Origin of the sequence: Leeuwenhoekiella palythoae, assembly GCF_020310025.1 — a bacterium.
Taxonomy (GTDB): Bacteria; Bacteroidota; Bacteroidia; order Flavobacteriales; family Flavobacteriaceae; genus Leeuwenhoekiella; species Leeuwenhoekiella palythoae.
The window spans coordinates 2395919-2418121 of sequence record NZ_CP084318.1 but is presented as its reverse complement, the minus strand read 5'-3'; the positions used below and the strand labels follow the sequence as shown (position 1 = coordinate 2418121).

At 38.8% G+C, this 22203-nt stretch carries 18 protein-coding genes; 7 read left to right on the top strand and 11 right to left on the bottom strand.

Features of this window, described 5'->3' with window-relative positions; translation table 11 throughout:
* Positions 1–17: 17 nt before the first annotated feature.
* The gene (gene mptB / locus LDL79_RS10280; protein ID WP_225597643.1) at positions 18–1424 is read left to right on the top strand and encodes a polyprenol phosphomannose-dependent alpha 1,6 mannosyltransferase MptB; all 1407 of its coding nucleotides are present in this window, start codon (positions 18–20) and stop codon (positions 1422–1424) included.
* Positions 1424–1924, top strand: a complete 501-nt coding sequence (locus tag LDL79_RS10275) for a hypothetical protein (RefSeq protein ID WP_225597642.1) — start codon at positions 1424–1426, stop codon at positions 1922–1924. The genes mptB and LDL79_RS10275 overlap by 1 nt, the downstream gene beginning before the upstream one ends.
* A 61-nt stretch (positions 1925–1985) precedes the next feature.
* On the opposite strand, the gene LDL79_RS10270 is transcribed toward LDL79_RS10275, so the two are convergent.
* From LDL79_RS10270 to LDL79_RS10260, 3 genes are read right to left on the bottom strand one after another with little or no spacing between them, the layout of a single operon-like run.
* Complete coding sequence (locus LDL79_RS10270) at positions 1986–3626, bottom strand: ArnT family glycosyltransferase (protein WP_225597641.1); 1641 nt, start codon at positions 3624–3626, stop codon at positions 1986–1988.
* Positions 3623–4252 carry a lipid-A-disaccharide synthase N-terminal domain-containing protein gene (locus LDL79_RS10265; RefSeq protein ID WP_225597640.1) on the bottom strand — a complete coding sequence of 210 codons (630 nt, stop codon included), beginning with the start codon at positions 4250–4252 and terminating at the stop codon, positions 3623–3625. Before LDL79_RS10265 ends, LDL79_RS10270 begins: the two co-directional genes overlap by 4 nt.
* Positions 4245–4964: a glycosyltransferase gene (locus LDL79_RS10260; protein ID WP_225599963.1), complete on the bottom strand. Its 720-nt coding sequence runs from the start codon at positions 4962–4964 to the stop codon at positions 4245–4247. The genes LDL79_RS10265 and LDL79_RS10260 overlap by 8 nt, the downstream gene beginning before the upstream one ends.
* A gap of 244 nt (positions 4965–5208) precedes the next feature.
* On the opposite strand from LDL79_RS10260, the gene LDL79_RS10255 reads away from it, so the two are divergent.
* Positions 5209–6810 carry a family 20 glycosylhydrolase gene (locus LDL79_RS10255; RefSeq protein WP_225597639.1) on the top strand — a complete coding sequence of 534 codons (1602 nt, stop codon included), beginning with the start codon at positions 5209–5211 and terminating at the stop codon, positions 6808–6810.
* 66 nt (positions 6811–6876) lie between these two features.
* On the opposite strand, the gene LDL79_RS10250 is transcribed toward LDL79_RS10255, so the two are convergent.
* From LDL79_RS10250 to LDL79_RS10235, 4 genes are all read right to left on the bottom strand, one after another.
* Positions 6877–7851, bottom strand: coding sequence for a deoxyhypusine synthase family protein (locus LDL79_RS10250; RefSeq protein WP_009778996.1), 975 nt, complete (start codon positions 7849–7851; stop codon positions 6877–6879).
* Positions 7841–8785 (bottom strand): agmatinase, encoded by a 945-nt coding sequence (gene speB / locus LDL79_RS10245; protein ID WP_167596120.1) that lies wholly within the window; start codon positions 8783–8785, stop codon positions 7841–7843. The genes LDL79_RS10250 and speB overlap by 11 nt, the downstream gene beginning before the upstream one ends.
* A complete protein-coding gene (locus tag LDL79_RS10240; RefSeq protein WP_072985019.1) occupies positions 8772–10172 on the bottom strand; it encodes an arginine decarboxylase in 1401 nt (466 codons plus the stop codon). The genes speB and LDL79_RS10240 overlap by 14 nt, the downstream gene beginning before the upstream one ends.
* Positions 10173–10296: 124 nt before the next feature.
* Entirely contained in the window at positions 10297–11151 is an 855-nt protein-coding gene (locus LDL79_RS10235; protein ID WP_225597638.1) for a pseudouridine synthase, read from the bottom strand.
* A gap of 435 nt (positions 11152–11586) precedes the next feature.
* Here LDL79_RS10235 and LDL79_RS10230 point away from each other — a divergent pair, with 435 nt between their 5' ends.
* Positions 11587–11925, top strand: a complete 339-nt coding sequence (locus tag LDL79_RS10230) for a hypothetical protein (RefSeq protein ID WP_167596118.1) — start codon at positions 11587–11589, stop codon at positions 11923–11925.
* Between the two features lie 52 nt (positions 11926–11977).
* Here LDL79_RS10230 and LDL79_RS10225 read toward each other — a convergent pair whose 3' ends face one another.
* Genes LDL79_RS10225 through LDL79_RS10215 form a run of 3 tightly spaced genes read right to left on the bottom strand, consistent with a single transcriptional unit; the run spans position 11978 to position 14969 of the window.
* The gene (locus LDL79_RS10225; RefSeq protein WP_072985026.1) at positions 11978–12889 is read right to left on the bottom strand and encodes a geranylgeranylglycerol-phosphate geranylgeranyltransferase; all 912 of its coding nucleotides are present in this window, start codon (positions 12887–12889) and stop codon (positions 11978–11980) included.
* A 27-nt stretch (positions 12890–12916) separates the two neighbouring features.
* Entirely contained in the window at positions 12917–13855 is a 939-nt protein-coding gene (locus LDL79_RS10220) for a mevalonate kinase family protein (protein WP_167596117.1), read from the bottom strand.
* A 31-nt stretch (positions 13856–13886) separates the two neighbouring features.
* On the bottom strand, positions 13887–14969 hold the full coding sequence (locus LDL79_RS10215; RefSeq protein ID WP_225597637.1) for a diphosphomevalonate decarboxylase: 1083 nt from the start codon (positions 14967–14969) through the stop codon (positions 13887–13889).
* A 103-nt stretch (positions 14970–15072) separates the two neighbouring features.
* Here LDL79_RS10215 and LDL79_RS10210 point away from each other — a divergent pair, with 103 nt between their 5' ends.
* Positions 15073–15549 (top strand): TspO/MBR family protein, encoded by a 477-nt coding sequence (locus tag LDL79_RS10210; protein ID WP_225597636.1) that lies wholly within the window; start codon positions 15073–15075, stop codon positions 15547–15549.
* On the opposite strand, the gene LDL79_RS10205 is transcribed toward LDL79_RS10210, so the two are convergent.
* Entirely contained in the window at positions 15546–16799 is a 1254-nt protein-coding gene (locus LDL79_RS10205; RefSeq protein WP_225597635.1) for a BaiN/RdsA family NAD(P)/FAD-dependent oxidoreductase, read from the bottom strand. The genes LDL79_RS10210 and LDL79_RS10205 overlap by 4 nt on opposite strands.
* Positions 16800–17280: 481 nt before the next feature.
* Between LDL79_RS10205 and LDL79_RS10200 the strand changes: the two genes are divergently transcribed.
* Together LDL79_RS10200 and LDL79_RS10195 are read left to right on the top strand one after the other, a co-directional pair.
* Positions 17281–20424 (top strand): SusC/RagA family TonB-linked outer membrane protein, encoded by a 3144-nt coding sequence (locus LDL79_RS10200; RefSeq protein WP_072985036.1) that lies wholly within the window; start codon positions 17281–17283, stop codon positions 20422–20424.
* A gap of 11 nt (positions 20425–20435) precedes the next feature.
* Positions 20436–22061 (top strand): RagB/SusD family nutrient uptake outer membrane protein, encoded by a 1626-nt coding sequence (locus tag LDL79_RS10195; RefSeq protein WP_072985038.1) that lies wholly within the window; start codon positions 20436–20438, stop codon positions 22059–22061.
* Positions 22062–22203: the final 142 nt, after the last annotated feature.

Genomic DNA, 22203 nt, shown 5'->3' with positions numbered 1-22203 from the left:
CTCTCAACTACTTCTTAATGCTTGAAACCTTAAAAGCTTATAAAATTCAGATAGTAATGGCGGTAACGCTTTTAGGCTTCTATGCAGCCTTCGCTTACGATCTGGAGCGTTATGATTTTATACGGTTGATCAGTCTTTATGCCGGAGCATTTTTCCTGAGCTTTAAGCTTATTCAGTCGTTTAAATTCAACGGTAAGATCTTGCTGATCCTTGGTATTGCTGCACGGCTGGTTTTGCTAATCGCACTGCCCAATCTTTCTCAAGATTATTTCAGGTTTTTATGGGATGGAAGGTTGCTTGCAGAAGGCCTCAACCCATATTTAAACACACCTAATCAGTGGGTTGCTTTAGGCGAAATACCCATTGCACAAGCTCAGGATTTATTAAACGGAATGGGCGCTCTCAGCCGTCAACACTACTCAAATTATCCGCCGGCAAATCAATTCTTCTTTTGGCTTTCGGGAATTTTAAGCGGAAACTCTATTATAGGTGGCGTAATCGTTTTGCGTATCTGCTGTATTGCTGCAGACTTAGGAATCTTCTGGATAGGAAGAAAATTATTAAAAAAACTAAAACTGCCCGAGCATCAGATCTTCTGGTATTTTTTAAATCCGTTTATCATCATCGAGCTCACCGGAAATTTGCATTTTGAAGGGGTGATGTTATTCTTCTTGCTGGCTTCTCTCTATCTTTTATTCAGAGGAAACTGGTTCTGGTCGGCATTCTTGATGGGGCTTTCCATTGCTGTCAAATTACTGCCCTTGCTGATGCTTCCGTTATTCTTTCAGTATTTGATCACAGCGCATTCAAAAACTGTAGAAAACTCAAAACCTTTTAAACTTTTAGCTGAAAAACCGCTGCAATCCCTATGGAAATTATTTCGGTATTATTTTGTGGTAATTGGTGTTTTTATACTCAGCTTCACACCCTTTTTTACCGAAGAATTAATTGCTCATTTTTCACAAACCATCGGACTTTGGTTTCAAAAATTTGAGTTTAATGCCAGTGTGTATTATATCATACGATGGATTGGTTTTCAAGTGAAAGGATACAACATTATCGCCACAGCAGGAACATTGTTGCCAATTGTAGTTATTGCAGGACTAATGCTTCTTGCTTTATTCAGAAAAAGTGATCGTAAGCAACATTTAATGAGCACCTTACTTTTAGGTACTTCGCTTTATTTTCTCTGTGCCACAACGGTTCATCCTTGGTATATCGCAACCCCTTTATTGCTTTCAATCTTTACAAGATTTCGCTTTGCGATTGTATGGAGTTTAGTTGTTTTCCTCAGCTATTCGGCATACAAAATAGATCGCGTAGAAGAAAACTTTTGGTTAATAGCCGTAGAATATTTGGTAGTACTAGGATTTTTTATCTGGGAGTTATGTGTAAGCAAAAAGGACAATAGTATCAGAATTTAATGACTGAACAAGCAATTATAAAACAGATAGGAAAAACAGCGGAAATTGACTTTCAAAAACCGAAAGCAATCGGTAGTGCTGGATTTTATCTGAAGTCATTTAAAGCCAAAAATTCTGAATCTAAAATTTTAAAGTTGGATTCAAAATGCAACTTTGAAAAACGGACAGGCGGAATTTTATTACGTTCGAATTATTCAAATAAGCTGACTGCAATTCCAATCCCAAAAGAAAGTATAATTGGAATTACAATCACTAGAGGTAAAGAAACGATTGAACCTTTTTTACTGTCTCCAATGTGGATTTTATTAAAATTCGGAGTTTCGAAACTATACGCTCGATACTTTAAAATTTTAATTAGTGAATACTCGATTGACCAAATGGAATTGAATTTAAAAACAGATGAATATGAAATGAATTTTATTGCAAATGGATATCTATTCGAGAGGCAATTGACTTTTTTTGAAAACCTTAATTATGAAAACAAATTAAAACGAAAATAAAAGCCAGCACATAACAATTTATAAATCCAATTGCGGCTGAGTTTTCTGCGAGAATTCAGGTTTAATTTTTCCTTTTCACCAAATACAAACACCCTATTCTTCTGCTTTTATAATTACGGTCTGCTTTGGTCGTGATATTACCATCGTAGCAGTGCACACGCTGCAGTGTATAGTCTGCAAGTAGCTCTTCTACTTCTTGGGTACGCTCTTCTTCTACAATTAAATAGAATGAAGCCTGCTCAGGAAGTTGCAATCCATCACGTGTTTTTAAAACCGGCACCCGCTGCCCGAGATCCCAAATAAGTTCTGGGGAAGAATTTTCAAATAAATATAGAGGTGTTTCCTCGTGCAATAGGCCTGCTACTTTAGGAGCAATCTGCTCGTAATCTTCGTTGGTATAACTCAATTCTACAAGCGGAAAGGCAAAACTCACGATCGCACAAGCAAAAACGACTACCGCAAAAAATGCACGCTCTATTCTTTTTTGCTGAAGACTTTTAACCAAAATGATCGCAATAAACAGACTGCTTATCTGAAGCGACGCATACCAGAACCACAAGCTTCCTTCTAACTGATCTGCAAACAGAAAAAGCGCAGCAGGCGCAGCTAACACCGAAGCAATGGTGATTACACTAAAATAAAAATATACAGGAATCGTCTCGCGCTTGTCACTCAAGACTGGGAATCTCCGTACCAAATATTCAATATAAAAGCTGGCATTCAAAGCCAGCGGAATAAGCACCGGTAGCAGATATCTTGATTTTTTTTCAGGGATGCAGGATAAAAGCACCACCGCAGCAAGCGTCCAGATCAGACTGAAGCGATAGGCTTTGAGATTAGCAACTCGAGTTTTTAAATACGGATAAAGCAAACTCACAAATGCCGGAATGGTCCAAATTCCGCTTTGAGTAAAAAAGCTCCAGTAATAGTAAAAAGGTCTGGTATTGCGATTAGCCCAAGCCGTAGCCTCTTTATCTGCAATCGCTGTCGCCGTATCACTATCCCCAAAGTAAATCGCTAGCGCCCACCACGAACTCAAGCCTAGAGCAATTAAGATCATAAGAGTAAATGACACTATTCGGGTTTTGTAGGTGCGTAATTTAAATACCCAGATATAGGCGATCAAAAATGGGAGTAAAAGCGCAAAGTGACTTACCGGACCTTTGCTCATAAAGGAAAGCCCTATAAACAATCCGGCTAATGCCGTGTTGCGATATTTATGTTTCGTACTGCTAAAGAACTGAAAGAGGAAGTAAATACCGCCGAGCATAAATGCGTGTGCAAAAATATCCCAGGTACCGTTTCTTCCGGAAAAGAGGATATAAAATGATGTGGCAAGAATCAAACTTGCATACAGACTTTGCTTTGCACTCAGCTGTAAACGCTTCCGCGAAAACGAAAAACTAAAAAGCACTAGAACCGTACTGATTATCGCCGAAGGCAAACGCAAGGCCCACAACTTGGTAATTCCAAATAATGCTGCAGAAAGCGCGGCAAGCCACGTAGGCAACGGCGGTTTTTCATAACGCGCTTCGCCATTCATCGTGGTCAGCACCCAGTTGTTATGCTCCAGCATTTCACGCGCGGTATTAAAATTGCGCGCTTCCATAATATTTGCATACAGCACATCTAGATGTGGAAAAAATAACAGCAAACAAGCTGCTAATAAAATATAGGAATAATGTTTTTCTGAAATTTTCATTCTTTATCAATACCTATTGAAAGTCGCATATTTCTAAAATATATGAAAACTCCCATAAGATGTCCTACGAATAAAACGGGATCTTTTCTGAGTATTGCATATGTAAGAATGAGTAAACCGCCTATTAAACTCAGTAACCAAAATCCTAAAGGTAAACTTGATTTTTTCTTTCGCTCAGAATAAATCCATTGATAGATAAAACGCAGTGTAAAAATCACTTGCGCGATACTACCTAAAATCAAAAGCCAAAGTGGAATATCTTCATTTTTAAAAAGTTTTTCCACATCGTAATCCCCGTTATTATACCCGTAGATCACCAGTAAAACCGGAAAAATAAGCAAGAACCAACGTAGTATTTTTGGAGTTTTTACCCATTGTCCCTGTAATTGCAAATTGCGTATATACAAGAAATACGTGAGAGATTGGCCTAACATGATGGCAAAATCTTCTCTCAAATATCCATAAACAAAAAGTAAAAAAGATGCTCCTAAACTCAACCACCAAAAGGTTGAAGGCGTTAATACGCGTTTCTGCTTTTCACTTAAAAACCACTGGATTACCAAGCGGCCAGAGAACATCAATTGGGCTAAAAATCCAACGCTATATATCCAAAACGGACTATCCATTAGATTTCTTTGCTACATCATAATTGATATATTTTTTCTTCATCCATAGGTAGGCAAAGCAATCCATTAACGGACCTAAAAGACGGTTCCAGAGACCGAATTTTGCCGTACCCGCGATACGAGGAAAATGACGTATAGGAACTTGAATAGTCTTGCCGTTTTGCAACAAGATCATCGCCGGCAAAAAGCGGTGCAACCCTCTAAACATAGGAATACGCTTCGCATAGTCGGTCTTGATAATTTTCAGCGGGCAACCCGTGTCGTCCATACCATCATGCGTAAAAGCACGGCGAATGTTGTTAGCAATAGCGCTCGACATATTCTTAACGAAAGAGTCTTTACGATCTGCGCGATGACCGGTCACCAGATCATACTCGCCGATGTATTTTATCAAGATATTAAAATCTTCAGGAGTCGTTTGTAAATCACTATCAATATAGCCCACAAGCGGTGTGTTTGTATAATCAAAGCCGGCTTTAATCGCAGCGCTCAACCCGCAATTTTGTGCAAAGGATATATACTGAAACCCTTCACTACGGGCACAGATCTCTTCAATGAGTTCTTGACTGCGGTCTTTAGAACCATCGTTTACAAACAGCACCTGAGTAGGTACGGCGGCAATTTCAAAATAATCTTGGAAAACTTTTTCGACGCGAAGCAAGTTATCTTGCTCATTGTAAACAGGAACGACTACTGTAAGACGGTATGACATACTAACAAATAAGGCTGCGAAAATAAGCATTTGTTCTAAAGGAAATTTGCAGAAGTCCCATTTTGTTGCTGCGAACTCCTGTTAATTGCGCTGAAATTGATTGAGATTAGTAATTAAATTCATTACAATACCTTAATTTGCATAGTGTAGCATTGATTGCTTTTTTGCATCAAACTACTCAACTAAAACCTTTTACCAACCAAACAATCTCTGTCGTTTTCAGAGTTCTATTTACCTAATTCTCATGCATAAAATATGCCCTTCCGTATTTGCGTTCAGTCTTATGCTTTTTGTGTTCTTCTCGTGTAAACCTGAAAAAGAGCCGCGCGTTTTAAACCTTCCAAAAACCGATTTATCTCAGGCGGATTTAATCCCTAAACCGGCTTTGCTTAATGCCAGTTATAGCGCGTTTCCGCTAGATCAATTTACTGCTATTCAAACAGCGCCAGACTCTTTGGGCTTTGAGGAAGTTGGGATTTTTCTTTCAGAAAAAATAAAAGATCGCACCCAATTGCAAATTTCAGTTAATACCGAATTTCCCGAGCAGGAAAGCGTGATCTACATTCAGCAATCAGACAGTTTATCAAAAATTAATAATGAGAGTTACGCGCTCAAGATCAACAAAGATTCTATTATTCTGAGTGCTGCGAGTGCTTCGGCTGCGTTTAGAGGAGTGCAAACCTTGAGACAATTAATGCCTATGAAGCCCAGTGATTCTATCATTAATTATCCGGTGTGGCCCATCGCTTCCGGAACTATAAATGACACCCCGTTTTTTGAATATCGCGGTGCAATGCTTGACGTTGCCAGACACTTTTTTACAGTAGAAGATGTGAAAAAATACATCGACCTTCTCGCTTATTACAAATACAATGTGTTGCATTTGCACTTAACAGATGATCAGGGCTGGCGTATTGAAATTAAATCTTGGCCAAAACTTACAGAAATTGGTGGTGCAACCGAAGTGGGCACAGAACCCGGCGGATTTTACACCCAAGAAGATTACAAAGCTATTGTGGCCTACGCTGCTAAAAATCATATGACCATCGTGCCTGAGGTAGATATGCCGGGCCATACCAACGCCGCTTCTGTAGCTTATCCTATTTTAAATGGAAATGGTAAAACCCCTGAAATCTACCGCGGAACTCACGTAGGTTTCAGCACCTTTGACACACGAAAAGACACCGTTTATCAATTTATAGATGATGTTGTGCGAGAAATTTCAGCGATCACTCCCGGGCCTTATTTTCACATTGGTGGTGATGAAAGTCACGTAACTCAAAAGAACGATTATATCTATTTTGTAAATAAAGTAGAGCAAATCGTTCAGAAATATGATAAGAAAATGATTGGCTGGGACGAAGTTGCTACTGCTGATATTGATACTTCTTCTGTGGTGCAATTCTGGCAAAGCAAAGAAAACGCAGAACTAGCTGTCACTAAGAATTTAAAGGTGATTATATCTCCTGCCAAAAAAGCCTATTTGGATATGAAATACGATTTAAAATCTGAATATGGACTGAATTGGGCTGGTTATGTTCCCGTTGACACAGCGTATGTCTGGAAACCGGAAGCCTACGAAAATATTCCTCGAGAAAATATTTTAGGTATCGAAGCGCCGCTTTGGTCTGAAACCATAAGTACGATTAGCGAACTTGAATACCTAGCGTTCCCCAGAGCCATTGGCTATGCTGAATTAAATTGGTCACTTCCCGAACAAAGGGATTGGGAAAACTATAAAGTGCGCTTAGGCAATCAGGCTCCATTTTTAGAGTCTATGGACGTCAATTACTACCCTTCTCCTTTAATAGATTGGAAAACGCAAAACAAAGCGATCAAAGAGTAAGACTTAAAATAAAAAAGCCTCCCAAACTTAATTAGGAGGCTTTTTTTTATCGTAAAATCTCAAAGATTACATATCCAATAGATAAGCAAAAACAAGCGGAGCAACGATGGTTGCATCACTTTCTATGATAAACTTAGGGGTATTGATATCTAATTTACCCCAAGTAATTTTCTCGTTAGGCACTGCTCCTGAATACGAACCGTAACTGGTTGTAGAATCAGAGATCTGGCAAAAATAGCTCCAGAACGGTGTGTCTTCACGTTCCATATCTTGATAAAGCATCGGCACTACACAAATAGGGAAATCTCCTGCGATACCACCGCCGATCTGGAAGAACCCGATTCCGTTTTCAGAATTGTTAGTATACCAATCTGCAAGGAAGGTCATATATTCAATCCCAGACTTCATCGTAGAGGCTTTCAGTTCGCCTTTCAAAACATAAGAAGCAAAGATGTTACCCATCGTACTGTCTTCCCATCCTGGGCAAATGATCGGTAAATTTTTCTCTGCTGCGGCATACATCCAAGAATCTTTTAAGTCGATCTCATAGTATTCTTCTAGAACACCGCTCAACAACATTTTATACATAAACTCGTGTGGAAGGTAACGCTCACCGGCGTCATCTGCTTCTTTCCAAATTTTATAAATATGCTGCTGTAATCTACGGAAAGCTTCCTCCTCAGGAATACACGTATCGGTCACACGGTTGAGACCGTTTTCAAGTAAATCCCACTCTTCTTGTGGCGTCAAGTCACGATAGTTTGGTACACGCTTATAATGCGAGTGCGCTACCAAATTCATGATATCTTCTTCAAGGTTGGCTCCGGTACACGAAATGATCTGCACTTTATCTTGACGGATCATTTCTGCAAAGATCTTACCCAGCTCTGCGGTACTCATTGCGCCTGCTAATGACACTAACATCTTAGCGCCATTGTTTAACTGCTCTTCGTATGCCTTGGCAGCATCAACTACAGAAGCAGCATTAAAGTGTAAATAGTATTTTTCTATAAATTGAGAGATTGCTCCCTTAGTCTTCATCGTCATTTAAATCAAATTTATTAACGCCTCCTTTTGCAGGATTTGCTACGTAAGTATTATCATAATTGTCTTCTACATCCTCACCTTCAAATTTGAAGCTAAGCATCTTGTAGTACAGTTTTGCCGCTAAAAAGTCTGAAGATTTATCGTGCTCGTTGGGGCAAAGTTCCATAAGGTCAAACCCTACCACATTTTTTTCAGCAAAAACACGTTTCAGGAAATCCATAGTCTCATACCAGAACAATCCGCCCGGCTCAGGAGTTCCTGTAGAAGGCATAATTGAAGGGTCTAACCCATCTAGGTCAAAGGTGATAAATACATTATCTGTACAAAGATCAATCACGTTATCAACCCAATATTCATCCTGAACCATCTCGTGAGCGAAGAAGGTTTTATCTTCATCCATCACAGTTTTTTCAAGCGCATCCATACTGCGGATTCCTACTTGAATAAGGTTTGTGGTTTGGCTGGCTTCGTACATCGCACACGCGTGGTTGCACTTGCTCCCCATATATTCTTGACGTAGATCAGCGTGCGCATCAATTTGCAATACTGTTAAGTCATCAAACAACTCGTTAAACGCTCTAATCGCACCAATAGAAACCGAATGCTCACCACCAAAAAGCGTCACAAACTTGTTACGCTTGATAAAATCTTTGGTCGTTTTATGCACCTCGGCCACCATTGCTTCAGGCGAACTTGCTTCGGTTATTGCAGGAGCGAGATAGATCCCTTGTTGATACACTTCAGTATCAGTCTCTATATCATAAGTCTCCATATTCTCTGATGCGTCTAAAAACGCCTGCGGACCTTTATCAGCTCCTTTTCCCCAGGTACTTGTCCCATCATAGGGTACCGGGATTAGTACAATTTTTGAAGTTTCAAGTTTGGCAAACTCATCAGGAATGCCAGCATAATTTTTAGTTGTACTCATAACCTAAAATCTTAAGCAATTGTTCTGCTTTTTGTTGTTCATTAAATATACGGGTTGTTAAGTTACCATTTTCATCCCTATCTATAAGAATATGTTTAGGTTGCGGGATTAAACAGTGTTGAAGTCCGCCATAGCCTCCTATGGTTTCTTGATATGCACCGGTATTAAAAAAGCCGATGTATAACGGTTTATCTTTTTTATATCTAGGTAAATAAATCGCGTTGCTGTGCTGCTCACTATTGTAATAATCATCACTATCGCAAGTAAGACCGCCCAATAGTACACGCTCATACTCTTCATCCCAACGATTTACCGGAAGCATAATAAAACGCTTGCTTATCGCCCAAGTATCTGGCAATGTGGTGATGAATGATGAGTTGATCATATTCCATTTTTCACGATCGTTTTGTTGCTTTTGGTACAACACTTCGTAGATCGCGCCCCCGCTTTCGCCAACGGTAAAACTTCCAAATTCAGTAAAAATATTAGGGACAGGAACATCTGCCTCATCGCAGGTGATCTTGATCTGATTGATGATCTCGTCTACCATATAGGCGTAATCATAATCAAAAGCCAGCGAGTTTTTAATAGGAAATCCTCCACCAATATTCAAGCTGTCAAGCGAAGGACATATTTTCTTTAAGCGAATATATACTTTAAGACATTTGTTCAACTCGTTCCAGTAATACGCATTATCGCGAATTCCGGTATTGATGAAGAAATGCAACATCTTTAAATCTACCTGATCGTTATTCTTGATTTGCTCTTCGTAAAACGGAACAATATTTTTATACCCAATTCCTAACCTAGAGGTATAAAACTCAAACTTAGGCTCTTCTTCCGAAGCAATACGGATTCCTATTTTGAAATCTCCTTTTATACCTTCGGTAAGCAGGTTGATCTCTTCGTAGTTATCAATAATAGGGATACAGTTTTTTTGACCACCATTGATCAAATCTGCAATATTGTTAATGTATTGATCGCGTTTAAAACCATTACAGATCACAAATGTATCTTCGGTGATCTTACCGTTCTCTTTCAGCTTATTTACAATATTGATATCAAAAGCTGATGAAGTCTCAATATGAATATCGTTTTTTAAAGCCTCGTCAAGCACGTGTTTAAAGTGCGAACTTTTTGTACAATAGCAGTAATTGTAAGAGCCTTTGTAATTGTGTTTTGCAATGGCATCTGCAAACCAGCCTTTTGCCCTGTTTATGTTCTCAGAAATTTTTGGCAGATAACTGAATTTTAATGGAGCTCCGTATTCTTTTACAAGCGCCATTAAATCTATATCGTGAAATTCGAGCTGATTGCCCTCAAGTTTGAATTCTTCTTGAGGAAAGTAGAAAGATTGATCTATAAGATCTATATACTTAGTATTCATCAAATAATTTAAAGCGTGAAATGTAAAAAAAGAAATTGAGATACGATACACTCAACTCTTAAGGTAATGTAAAAAATATTAAAAACACCACCTATTTCACACTAAAAACCACTCAAACAAACACTTAAAGCATCATCAAGTTATGCACTTCTTGCTCCTTTAAGTGACGATATTTACCGCGTGGTAAATCTTTTTTAGTCAACGTACCTAGAATTACACAATCTACGCGCACCACTTGATAGCCTAAATACTCAAAAATAGAACGGATAATACTATTACCTACATTACGCATTTTAAGCCCCACCTCTTTTTTAGGCGCTCCGTCAACGTAACTCAGATCTTCAATCTCTAAACGCTTACCGTCAACAGTAAGTCCTTTTTTAATTTTTTCAAGATCTTCGGCCTTTAGGTTTTTATCTAGTTCAATATGAAATAGCCGCGGAAGTCCCGTTTTAGAATTGGTGAGTTTTTTCATCACCTTATCGTCGTTAGTAAAAAGCAACAAGCCGGTTGCATTGCGCCCCAAACGCCCTACCGGCTGAATACGAGATTTTGTTGAGCTCGCCACAAGATCCATTACAGTCATTCCTTTAGAATTACTGGTCGTAACCGAAAAACCTTTGGGCTTATTAAGCAATACATACGCCTTAGCTTCCGGATTTATGCGACGCCCATCAAAGCGCACATCATCATCAATATTGACTTTATAGCCCATCTCATTAACGATCTCGCCGTTAACCGAAACCTGCCCGGTACTTATATAAAGGTCTGCTTCTCGTCGCGAACAGATTCCGCTGTTTGCGATATATTTATTAAGACGTATACCGCCTTTTCCCGTACTTGCAGTCGCAGTTCGACTACTACCGGTTGTATTCTTTTTAATAGGTGCATTACCTCGCGCATGACTTTTAGCACGATTGTTATTTGCCCCACGACCAGACGCTTTCCCGCCCTTCTTACTCTCTTGATGTCTGCTCATACTTCTAAAATTTGGCGCAAAGATACATATTTAAAAATCGAAACAAATAAATTACTAATGCACGTGATTCTTAATGAACAGCTCCTATTTTAAATGTGCTTTTTGATCTAAAAAATCAAAATCAACCCACCAGTATTCCGGCTTAAATTTAAGTTGGCATAACCTTAAGTTCACAAATCTTGATTTCGAATTATTCAGCTGAATACCTAATCGTATGCTTCGCTCAGAACTTTGTATCAAAACTTAGTTAAACAGCTTTAAATTGATAGAAAACTTCGGTTTTATTTGCATAAAATGGAAATGTTTAGAAATAGTTTCCTGTTTTGAATTTTACACAAAATGAAAGGTTTAGCCCTAGTTTGATAACACATCAAATGCTCTGCTAAGCAATCTTAACAGCTACATTTGAAACATCAATCAGTAAAAAAAAGAACAATGAAAAAATTACAAATTCTAGTCGTAGCCTTAGTATTATCTACATCAAGCTTATTGGCTAACACAGACCCAAAACCAGAAACCGCAAGTATGCAATTGCGTACACAAATCATCGAGCTTTTAGGAACTCCAGATCTTGAGTTGCAGCAGGATGTTTTAGAAAATGAAATTGAGTTTATGGTAACTGCGCAAGGCAGCATTGTGGTTCTCAATGTAACCACCGAAAATCCTGCAATCGAGAATTACATCAAAAACAGACTCAATTATAAAGAAGCAAAGGTAGCTGTTGGTAAAAACAAGTTCTTCAACCTAAGTTATAAGATCGTAAAAGAAATTTAATCGGTCTCGTTTATTTTATTAGCCAGAAGGTCATCAATGCGATGACCTTTTTTTATACAATTCGATTAAGTACTATATCAGGATCAATAAGTAGAATGCTAAAAACTCCAAGTACTAAAATGAATTTTAAAATATTATGCAGCAATAGATAATGAAGCTTAGCATCTGACCACCACAGCAGGTATAAAAACACTATAAGCAGCAAGGTACTGACATAAAAGTAGTAGCGCATTAACCCTATATCAAATTTATTAATCAATAAAAAAGCAGGAATCACAATCACTCCAATAAGTAAGGAGATCAATGCTTTTGTAGATTTTTCTCCATAGACCACAGGAAAAGTATGGTAATTAAGCGCAATGTCTCCTTTAATGTTTTCAAGGTCTTTTATGAGTTCGCGCATCAAAATGATGAGACCCAAAAAAACGGCGTGAACAAAAATCACTTTTTCAAAATTGCGATAGTAGATAAAGACTGCAAAAAAGGGTGTGAGCGCCAAAGAAGCGGAAACAAGGTTTCCTAAGAATAAAACTTTTTTGAGTTTATGAGAGTAGATCCAAATACCGAAGATATAGGCAGAAAAAAACAGCACAGCAAAAAACGAGACATAACTGGCGACGATGATCGCAATAAAATTGAGTACAAAATAAAGAGAGAGCATCTTTTTCTGACTCACTAGATGGTCTAGCTTGGTTTTATTAGGCCTGTTGATCCAGTCTTTTTCGCTGTCATAAAAACTATTGATAATATAACCGCCGGCGATCACTACAGAGGTAGAAACCACAATAAGAAAGAGATTAACATCAAACAGTACTTCTCTAAGCGGTAAATCTGGCGAAAGAATATAGATGGAAGCCAGATATTGTGCTATAACTATAATGAGAATGTTGTACCCGCGCACCACCGAAAACAAACTCAGAAATTTTAAAAGCAACAGTTTGTTTCTACGGCTTATGCGTGACATAAACAGATATTTAATACCAAGAAATTCTTAGAAATTATAAACCACCTCAACCTTATGGCCGGCGAGTGCTTTACGGGCTTTATCAATATCCTGCGTGAAGCCAAGAATATAACCACCTCCACCAGAACCGCAAAGTTTCAGGTAATAATCGTTAGTCTCGATACCTTGTTTCCAGAGATCGTGAAAACTTGCAGGAATCATAGGTTTAAAGTTGCGCAGTACAGTTTTAGACAATTGTTTTACATTCCCAAAAAGTGACTTGACATCCCCTTTTAAAAAGTCGTCAATACAGGCATCAGTATGCTTTACAAATTGTGTCTTCAACATTTTACGGAAACCTTCTTTCTTCATGCTTTCCATAAAAATATTGATCATTGGGGCAGTTTCGCCAACTATCCCGCTGTCTAATAAAAACACAGCGCCCTTTCCATCAGGAGTTTGAGAAGGAATTCCGGCAGGCTCGATATCGTCTTTACTATTAATAAGAATAGGAAGGCTCAAGTAGCTGTTAAGCGGATCAAGACCTGAAGATTTTCCGTGGAAAAATGATTCCATTTGGCCAAAAATATGCTTCAGCTTCAACAGTTTTTCACGCGTTAAATTCTCGAGAATCGTGATTTTATCAAAAGCATATTTATCATAAATCGAAGCAACCAGCGCACCACTACTTCCTACACCATATCCTTGTGGAATTGTGCTATCAAAATACATTCCTTTGGCAACATCTTCTTGGAGCGCCTCAATATCAAATTGAACTAAATCAGGCTGATCTTCTTGCAATTCTTTTAAATAAACCGCAAATCTACCTAAGCTTTCATTAGACTTGACCGCGACTTCATCAGGATGCTCATCAACCTTTAAAGCACCTTTATAAAAATTATAAGGTATTGATAAGCCTTTAGAATCTTTGATGATTCCGTACTCACCAAAAAGTAAAATTTTAGAATAAAATAAAGGTCCTTTCATAAAGCGTACAGGTTTTTAAACCGAAGCAAATTTACAATTTAATTGCTCCATTTCCCACATTGTCAAAAATATACCGATTATCCTGGCAATATTTACTTAAATCATTCTTAATAAATCCTTGTACAGCTTCTTTATCTTTTTCTGGATATAAAACGTGCACATTGGCCCCGGCATCAAGCGTAAAACATACAGGCACACCGGTCTCTCTTCGGTATTCCCAGATTTTATCAATGATATGCAAGGTGTTAGGTTTCATCAGTATAAAATACGGATTACTGGTTAGCATCATTGCGTGTAGCGTAAGTGCTTCGCTCTCTACTAAAGCCACAAAGCCATCTAAATCACCTTCCTGGAGAATAGGAATTATACGTGATAAATTTTCTACCGCCTGATCAAATCTGCTCGCGGCATAAGCGTGGTTATGCATTAAATTATGCCCCACGGTGCTGCTTACTGGCTTTTCGCCTTTATCTACTAAAAGAATCGTGTCTTGATAGTGATCAAAAACCGAATGGATCTGATAAGGGTATTGCACACCATACACATCACTACTTCCATCTACATCTGCGTGCTCTCCCCAAACCATAATAGGCCCTTCTAATGACCGGCAACCGCTACCCGAACCTAAACGTGCGATAAAAGAAGCTTTTTGCTTAAAGTGTTTAAGCGTCATATCTGGTTGCATCTCACGCTCCATCTCCATCAAACACAAGGCTAATGCGCTTAATCCACTTGCAGAAGACGCGATCCCCGAACTGTGCGGAAAACTATTAGAAGTCTCAATTGTAAAGGCATAGTCTTTTATAAAAGGCAAATATGCTTCAATGCGCCCAAAAAACTGATGGATTTTAGGCTCAAACCCCGGTTTATGCTTTCCATCTAAAATCACTTTTAATTCATAAGCATCACCCGGTTCAGAGCGTTTCTCATAACTTAGAGTAGTTGTGGTCTTGCAGTTATTTAAAGTAAAACTTATTGAAGGGTTCTTAGGAATTTGAATGCCGTGCTTTCCCCAGTATTTAATTAAGGCAATATTACTAGGAGATTCATAACTCACTGATTTTGTCGTCAATGCCTGAGTGTATGGTTCAGGATGAAATTTGGTAGTTGTCATACTGCAAATATAACCTCTCTAAAAAGTTTTGAAAGCCCGCTAGCTTTTTTTTGAGGTCTGAAACTCATAAAAATTTTCTAAATTAGACAGCAATGCCCATAATATGAATACACAAAAAACCTTTCATATTCTGATCCCGATTACGGTATGCTTACTCGTAGGCTTTTTAAGTGCTATTGCCACGCAAAGCAGTGTGCTCACGTGGTATCCGCAATTAGCAAAACCTGTTTTTACACCACCTAATTGGCTTTTCGCGCCTGTATGGACCGTACTTTATATTTTAATGGGAATCGCCGCAGGCCTGGTATGGAACAAAGGCTATTACCACAAATGGGTCAAAACAGCGCTCTATCATTTTGGATTTCAGCTTATTTTAAATGCAGCCTGGTCTATTGTTTTCTTTGGAATGCATCTCGTTTTACCGGCACTCCTTATCATCATAAGCTTATTGATCCTGCTCCTTTTTACGTTTAAATGGTTTAAAGTAGTGAAACCCGAAGCAGCCTATCTTTTATTTCCTTATATAATTTGGGTAGCCTATGCTTCTGCACTCAATTTTGAGATCTGGCGTCTCAATTAAAGCTTTTGCGCTAAAGCTTGCGCGGCAATATACCCACCGGTCCAGGCATTTTGAAAGTTAAATCCGCCAGTTACCGCATCAATATCAAGTATTTCTCCAACCAGATATAATCCGTTTATTTTTTTGGCTTGATACGTTTTGAAATCAATTTCTTTCAGGTCAATTCCGCCTGCGGTTACAAATTCTTCTTTAAAGGTGCTTTTGCCACGAACTTTAAATTGAGCTTCTCGTAATTGAATTTCCAGCTTTTGAAGCATTACTTTAGAAAGATCTGCCCATTTTAAGGCTTCGGAAATAGTTGAAGCTAGAACCAGTTGCTGCCATAGGCGTTTCGGTATATTAAATGGACTACGTTTAAAGACTTGCTGTTTGGCCAGATCAAATTTTAGAGATCTGAGATAATCTCCAAAAGTCGCTCGGTCATACTCCGGAAGCCAATCAACTCTTATAGAAAATTGATAGTCACAAGCGTGCAATTCTCGCGCCGCCCAAGCCGACAGTTTTAAAATCCCCGGTCCGCTCATACCCCAATGCGTTATCAGCACAGGGCCGTCAACACCTTCTTGATCTATCGCATATTGGCCTGTTGAAAGCTGTTGGTTATTTGTATCAAAAAGGCGCACATTTGCCGGGGTAGCTAAGCCTGCAAGGTCTGTAATACGCTCGTCATCTATATTAAAGGTAAATAAAGACGGAACCGCTGGAATTACCGCCAATCCATTACTCGCCAGTTGCCTAATCATTTTTGCGTTACTCCCAGTCGCAACCACCACAGAGGCACTGCTGAAGGTTTGCGTTTTAGTTTCAACTTGAAAGGTGTCATCTACTTTGTTAACAGCTGCTACCGGCATTTTAGTGCTCAGCTCAATACCTAGTTTTTTAGCTTGATCAAGAAAACAATCTATAATGGTTTGCGAACTATCTGACTCCGGAAAAATTCTTCCATCTTCTTCTATTTTAAGCGCGACACCCAGCTCATCAAACCAAGCCATGGTATCCCCGCTCATAAAGCTGTGAAATGGGCCTAATAATTCTTTGTTCCCTCTAGGATAACGCCCTGTCAGTGGTTTGGGTTCAAAAATAGCGTGCGTTACATTACAGCGACCACCTCCGGAAACACGCACCTTTTCTAACACTTGAGCCCCACGTTCTAAAATAAGAATATTGAGATCTTGCCGCTGGCGTGCCAGATTGATTGCAGTAAAAAAACCTGCTGCTCCACCACCTATAATAATACAGTCATATATCATAGAGCAAATATAGAGGGAATTCTAAAATTTGAGATTTGACATTAAAAATCAATTTCGCTACTTAATCGATTTAGATAAGGACATTAAACGTCAAATTAACCTTTAATTAACAAAATGCAAGAATTGACGTTTTACCGAAAAAAGTAGGTGTTTTTTGCAGGTAAAAACGACGATTTTCACCCAATTTAGCACTACTTTTTCAAAAAATATTCATCAATTAAACAAGCGTGTAATTGATGCACTCTTTCTTGCGTAATTTTACTAGCTATGAATATTTCACAATAAAAACAGTAATTCTTAGCAAATTATTAGTTATTTGATAAAATATTACGAATAAGCGTACAAAATACAGTTTTCAAAACTATATCGATTTCGTTACTTAAACGTTGTAGTTGCCCTTGTTTATTCAATTATTTATATAAATTTGGATACCAAGAAACATTATTGGAAAACCAAATAATTCAATTAAAATTCAAAACTTATGAAGCAAGTAATACTTAGAAGTATGTTGTTTTTCGCTTCGCTTTTACTGGCAGGTATGGCGCAAGCACAAACAGTATCCGGAACAGTATCTGAACCTAATGGTCCGCTTCCGGGCGCAAACGTTCTCGTAAAAGGAACTACTAATGGTACAACTACTGATTTTGATGGAAATTACACCTTAAACGATGTAGCTACCGGAAGTGTTCTGGTTTTTAGCTACGTGGGCTTTGCTCCTCAAGAAGTTGCTGTAAACGGTAGATCTACTGTTAATGTGACACTTCAAGAGGATGCTGCAGCTTTAGATGAAGTAGTTCTTATTGGTTATGGGTCAACTACAGTTAAAGATGCGACGGGAACCGTTGCTTCGGTAACTTCAGAAGATTTCAACCAAGGGGTAATTGCTTCCCCAGAACAATTAATTCAAGGTAAAACTGCCGGGGTACAAATATCACAGTCTTCTGGTGAGCCGGGAGCAGGTATCAATGTGCGTATTAGGGGTTCAAACTCTATTCGTTCTGGAAACAACCCGCTTATCGTTGTTGATGGTGTGCCATTAACAACTTCTGGCGCTCCTGCTGCAGGTGACTTAGGTGTAGGTGGTGGTTCTTCAAGAAACCCATTAAGTTTCTTAAACCCAACCGATATAGAAAGTATCTCTATTCTTAAAGATGCATCAGCAACTGCTATCTACGGTTCTCGTGGTGCTAATGGTGTAATCATCGTACAAACCAAGAGTGGACGTGGTAGCTCTGGAGGTGTTTGGGAAGTAAGCAGTAACGTAAGCTTCTCTTCTCCGGCAAGAGAATATGATCTACTAACAGCAGATCAATACCTTAATGCCTTACCAGATTATGGTGGAGACCCTTCATTATTAGACTTTGGTTTCGCTTCTGACTTTCAAGATTTTTATACCAGAAATGCGATCTCTACTCAAAATAACTTGAGCTATGCACACAGCTATACTTCTGGTAATGTGCGTGCGTCATTTGGTTATTCAGATCAGCAGGGTGTTATCAGAAACACAGGTCAAGAAAGAATTACTGGTCGTTTAAATGCTACGCAGCGTTTGTTTGATGATAAACTTACCTTAAGCTTACAGACCACTTTATCTCGTGTAAATGATCAAAACGCTCCAATTAGTGGTCAGGCTGGTTCAACAGGTGACTTAATTGGTTCATCAATTACAGCAAACCCTACTTGGCCAGTTGATGCTGACTTTTCTCCGGGAAGTAACTTATTAAACCCGGTTAACTTATTACGTTATTATCAAAGTGAGTCTAATACCAACCGTTTTTTAGCAAATCTTTCTGCGGAGTATAAAATTACCGATGCTATTAGCGCTAAAGTAACTGGAGGTTATGACAAAAGTGATGCAAAAACTATCGCGCTTTTCTCCCCTGAAGTAGCTGGTATCAACCGTGTTTCTGGTAACGGTCAAGGAACCTACGGAACTTTTGATCAGACTAACAAGCTTTTTGAAGCTACTTTAAGCTACAACAAGCAGTTTGAAAACTCAAAAATTGACGTAGTTGCTGGTTATTCTTATCAAGAATTTGCTCGCGAAGGAATTAACGCTGGTGGTATTGGCTTTGGTCCAGATATGGGCTTAGCTGCTAGCCAACTTGAAGATCAGTATGATTTGATCGCCAATACGATCTCTGGTTCGTTTCAAAACTTTGCTTACGACCAAGACAGAGATTATGTAAACCGAATTGATTTTGGAGCACCATTTGACTCTGCATTCGTTTCTGAGCCAATCGGTACAAGTTACTCTCAGCTTTTTACTGCGTATTTCGCAAATACCTTTGATAACACAGACGAATTACAATCGTATTTCGCTCGTGTAAACTATACGCTTGCTGATAAATACTTATTTACAGGAACATTCAGAGCTGACGGTTCTTCAACATTCGGACCTGAAAATCAATATGGTTATTTCCCTTCTGGTGCATTTGCTTGGCAAATTCACGAAGAAGACTTTATTGGAGACAATGTATCTACCCTTAAGTTAAGATTAGGTGCAGGGGTTGTTGGTAACCAAGAAGGTTTAGGATACGCTAATTTCATCAGAAGAACACGTTTCTCTGATATCGGAATTACCGATAACTTGACGGTAACTAACTCAGGAACTCAGTTTGTAGGTAACAATAACGAAGCGCTTCAATGGGAGTCTACTTTGGACGTAAACATTGGTGTTGACTTTGGTTTCAACAACGATCGCTTTAATGGGTCTTTCAACCTGTACCGTAAAGAAACTACAGACTTATTATTATTAAGTACACTTGCAGCTCCACAGGTTCCGGGTATCGAAACTATTTTCCAAAACTTGACTGATGGTAAAGTAGTGAACCAAGGGGTTGAACTTGCTCTTAATTACGACTTTGTACAAACAGAAGATTTTACTTTCTCCTCTTCTTTCAACATTGCTTATAACCATAATGAGGTGTTAGATACTGATCGTATCATTGATACAGGACCAATTAATGGTAATGGTTTAACCGGTGCTTTTGCGCAACGCTTACAAGCAGGCTATCCATTATTCTCTTTCTATATGGCTGAATTCACAGGTTTTGATGAAAACGGAAATCCAACATATGTAGATGTTGATGGTAATGGTGAAGGAGATCCAGATGCAGATAAGAAATTTGTAGGCGAAGATGCTCAACCAGATTGGACTGCCGGTCTTTCCTTAAACGCAACGTATAAGAACTTTGATTTTGCTGCATATTTTAATGGGCAGTTTGGATTCTCAGTTTATAACGCAACAGACAATGCATTCTTTAATGCAGGTGGTATCACAATCGCTAAAAACGTAACCACTGATGTATTAACTAGTGGTGAAGCTCCAGGTTCTTCAGTAGCAGTTTCTACACGTTTCTTAGAGAAAGGAGATTTTGTACGCTTACAAACTTTAAGCGTAGGGTATAATGTACCTATGAGTGGTGAAGGATTATTTGACTCACTTCGTTTTTCAGTAACAGGTCAAAACGTATTCTTAATCACTGGTTACTCTGGGCTTGATCCTGAAGTTTCTACAAACACAGGTAGTCTTAATGCTTCTAACATTCCTACCGCAGGTATTGAATACGCAGCATTCCCAAGACCTCGTACATTCTCATTTGGTGTTAACGCAAGATTTTAAAAAAAATAACTATGAAATATTTAAAACAACATTTTAAAACTTCTAGGTTTTTAGTAGGAGTCCTATCCTTAGGATTGGCTATCTCTTGTACAGACCTAGAGATTGAAGAAACAGATTCAAGACAGTCACCAGACTTTCAAGGGGTAGGTGATGTAGATTTATTTATTGATGGTATCTACAACAGTTTAAATGGAATCATTGGTAACCAGGCAGATTTCTTTGCGCTTAGTGAAGTGACTACAGATGCTGCACTGGTTCCTACCAGAGGTTCTGACTGGGGTGATAATGGGATCTGGAGACAGTTACACCAGCACGATTGGAGAACTGATCACCAGTATATCACAAACACATTCAACCAGTGGAACCAAACGCAGTTTGCTGCGTCTCAAGCTTTGTCTGACCTATCAAGCCCTAATGAAGAGCAACGCGCTCAAGCCTCTTTCTTAAGAGCATTAGGTGTATTCTTTGTTCTTGATAACTTTGGTCAAGTGCCTATTCGTGATCCTGAAGCATCTTTATTAGACAATCCTGAAGTGATCACCGGGCAAGAAGCTGTTGATTATATCATTTCAGACTTGAATACTGCAATCGCCGGTTTACCTACTTTAGGACCTGGATCTGGCGTAGGAACTGCAACCTCTGATCACGCTAGAGCTTCTAAGGCTGCCGCACGTTATTTATTAGCTAAAGTGCTTCTTAACAAGCATATTTATGTAGGTGGCGAGCCTGCTACTGCAGATATGCAACAAGTTATTGAGCTGGTAGACGCTATTGATGCTGATGGCTATGGAATTGAAGATGATTACTTTGATATCTTTAGAAATGAATTAGATGATGAAACGATCTGGTTTATCCCTACTTCTGTAGGTAACCGAATCTGGAATGGTCTACACTACAACAGTGCTCCTGAAATTGCAGGTGGTGGTTGGAATGGTTTTGCTACGTTAGCAGAATACTACGATATGTTTGAGGGAGATCCTAATGTAAACACACCAGGATCTGGTCAAGAAGAACGTCGTGGTTTTGTTCCTACCGAAGGTCTTGCTGCAGGTTCGTTTGAAGGTTCATCAGATTCTAATGATGATGGTTTTGCAGATGGATCAAACATTGGTTTTGGTTTCTTAGTAGGGCAGCAATACGATTATGATGGCACTCCATTAAATGATCGTGGTGGTAACCCACTTACTTTTAAGAGACAATTTACTGACGGTAATGGTAATGTTAGCCTTATCAATAACAGTGAAACCACTGGTATTCGTGTACAAAAGTACAACGCCCGTTACGGCGGATTTGTGGAGCACGAAATTTTCTTCCGCTATTCTGATGCGTATTTAATGAAAGCTGAAGCAATGTTTAGAGCTGGTCAGGACCCAACTGCAATGATGAATGTGCTACGTGGTCTTCGTGAAGCTACTCCGTTTACCTCGGTTACTGAGCAAGACATTCTAGATGAAAGAGGTCGCGAACTTTATGCTGAGTTCTGGAGACGTAATGATATGATTCGTTTTGGTCAATACACCAGAGGATGGGAATTAAAAGCAGATTCTCAAATAGGAAATGAAAACAGAAACTTGTTCCCTATTCCTGCTAGTCAGATTATTCTTAACCCTAATTTGACTCAAAATCCAGGGTACTAATTAGAAAACTTTAGTACTAGATTTATAAAAAGGAGGGTCAGCATTGGCCCTCCTTTTAAATTGAAAGATTTCTCAAACTTTACCTTCTAAATTGTTTCAACTTTAGAAAAAGACTCCTAGTTTTAAACACAAGCTACTTTTC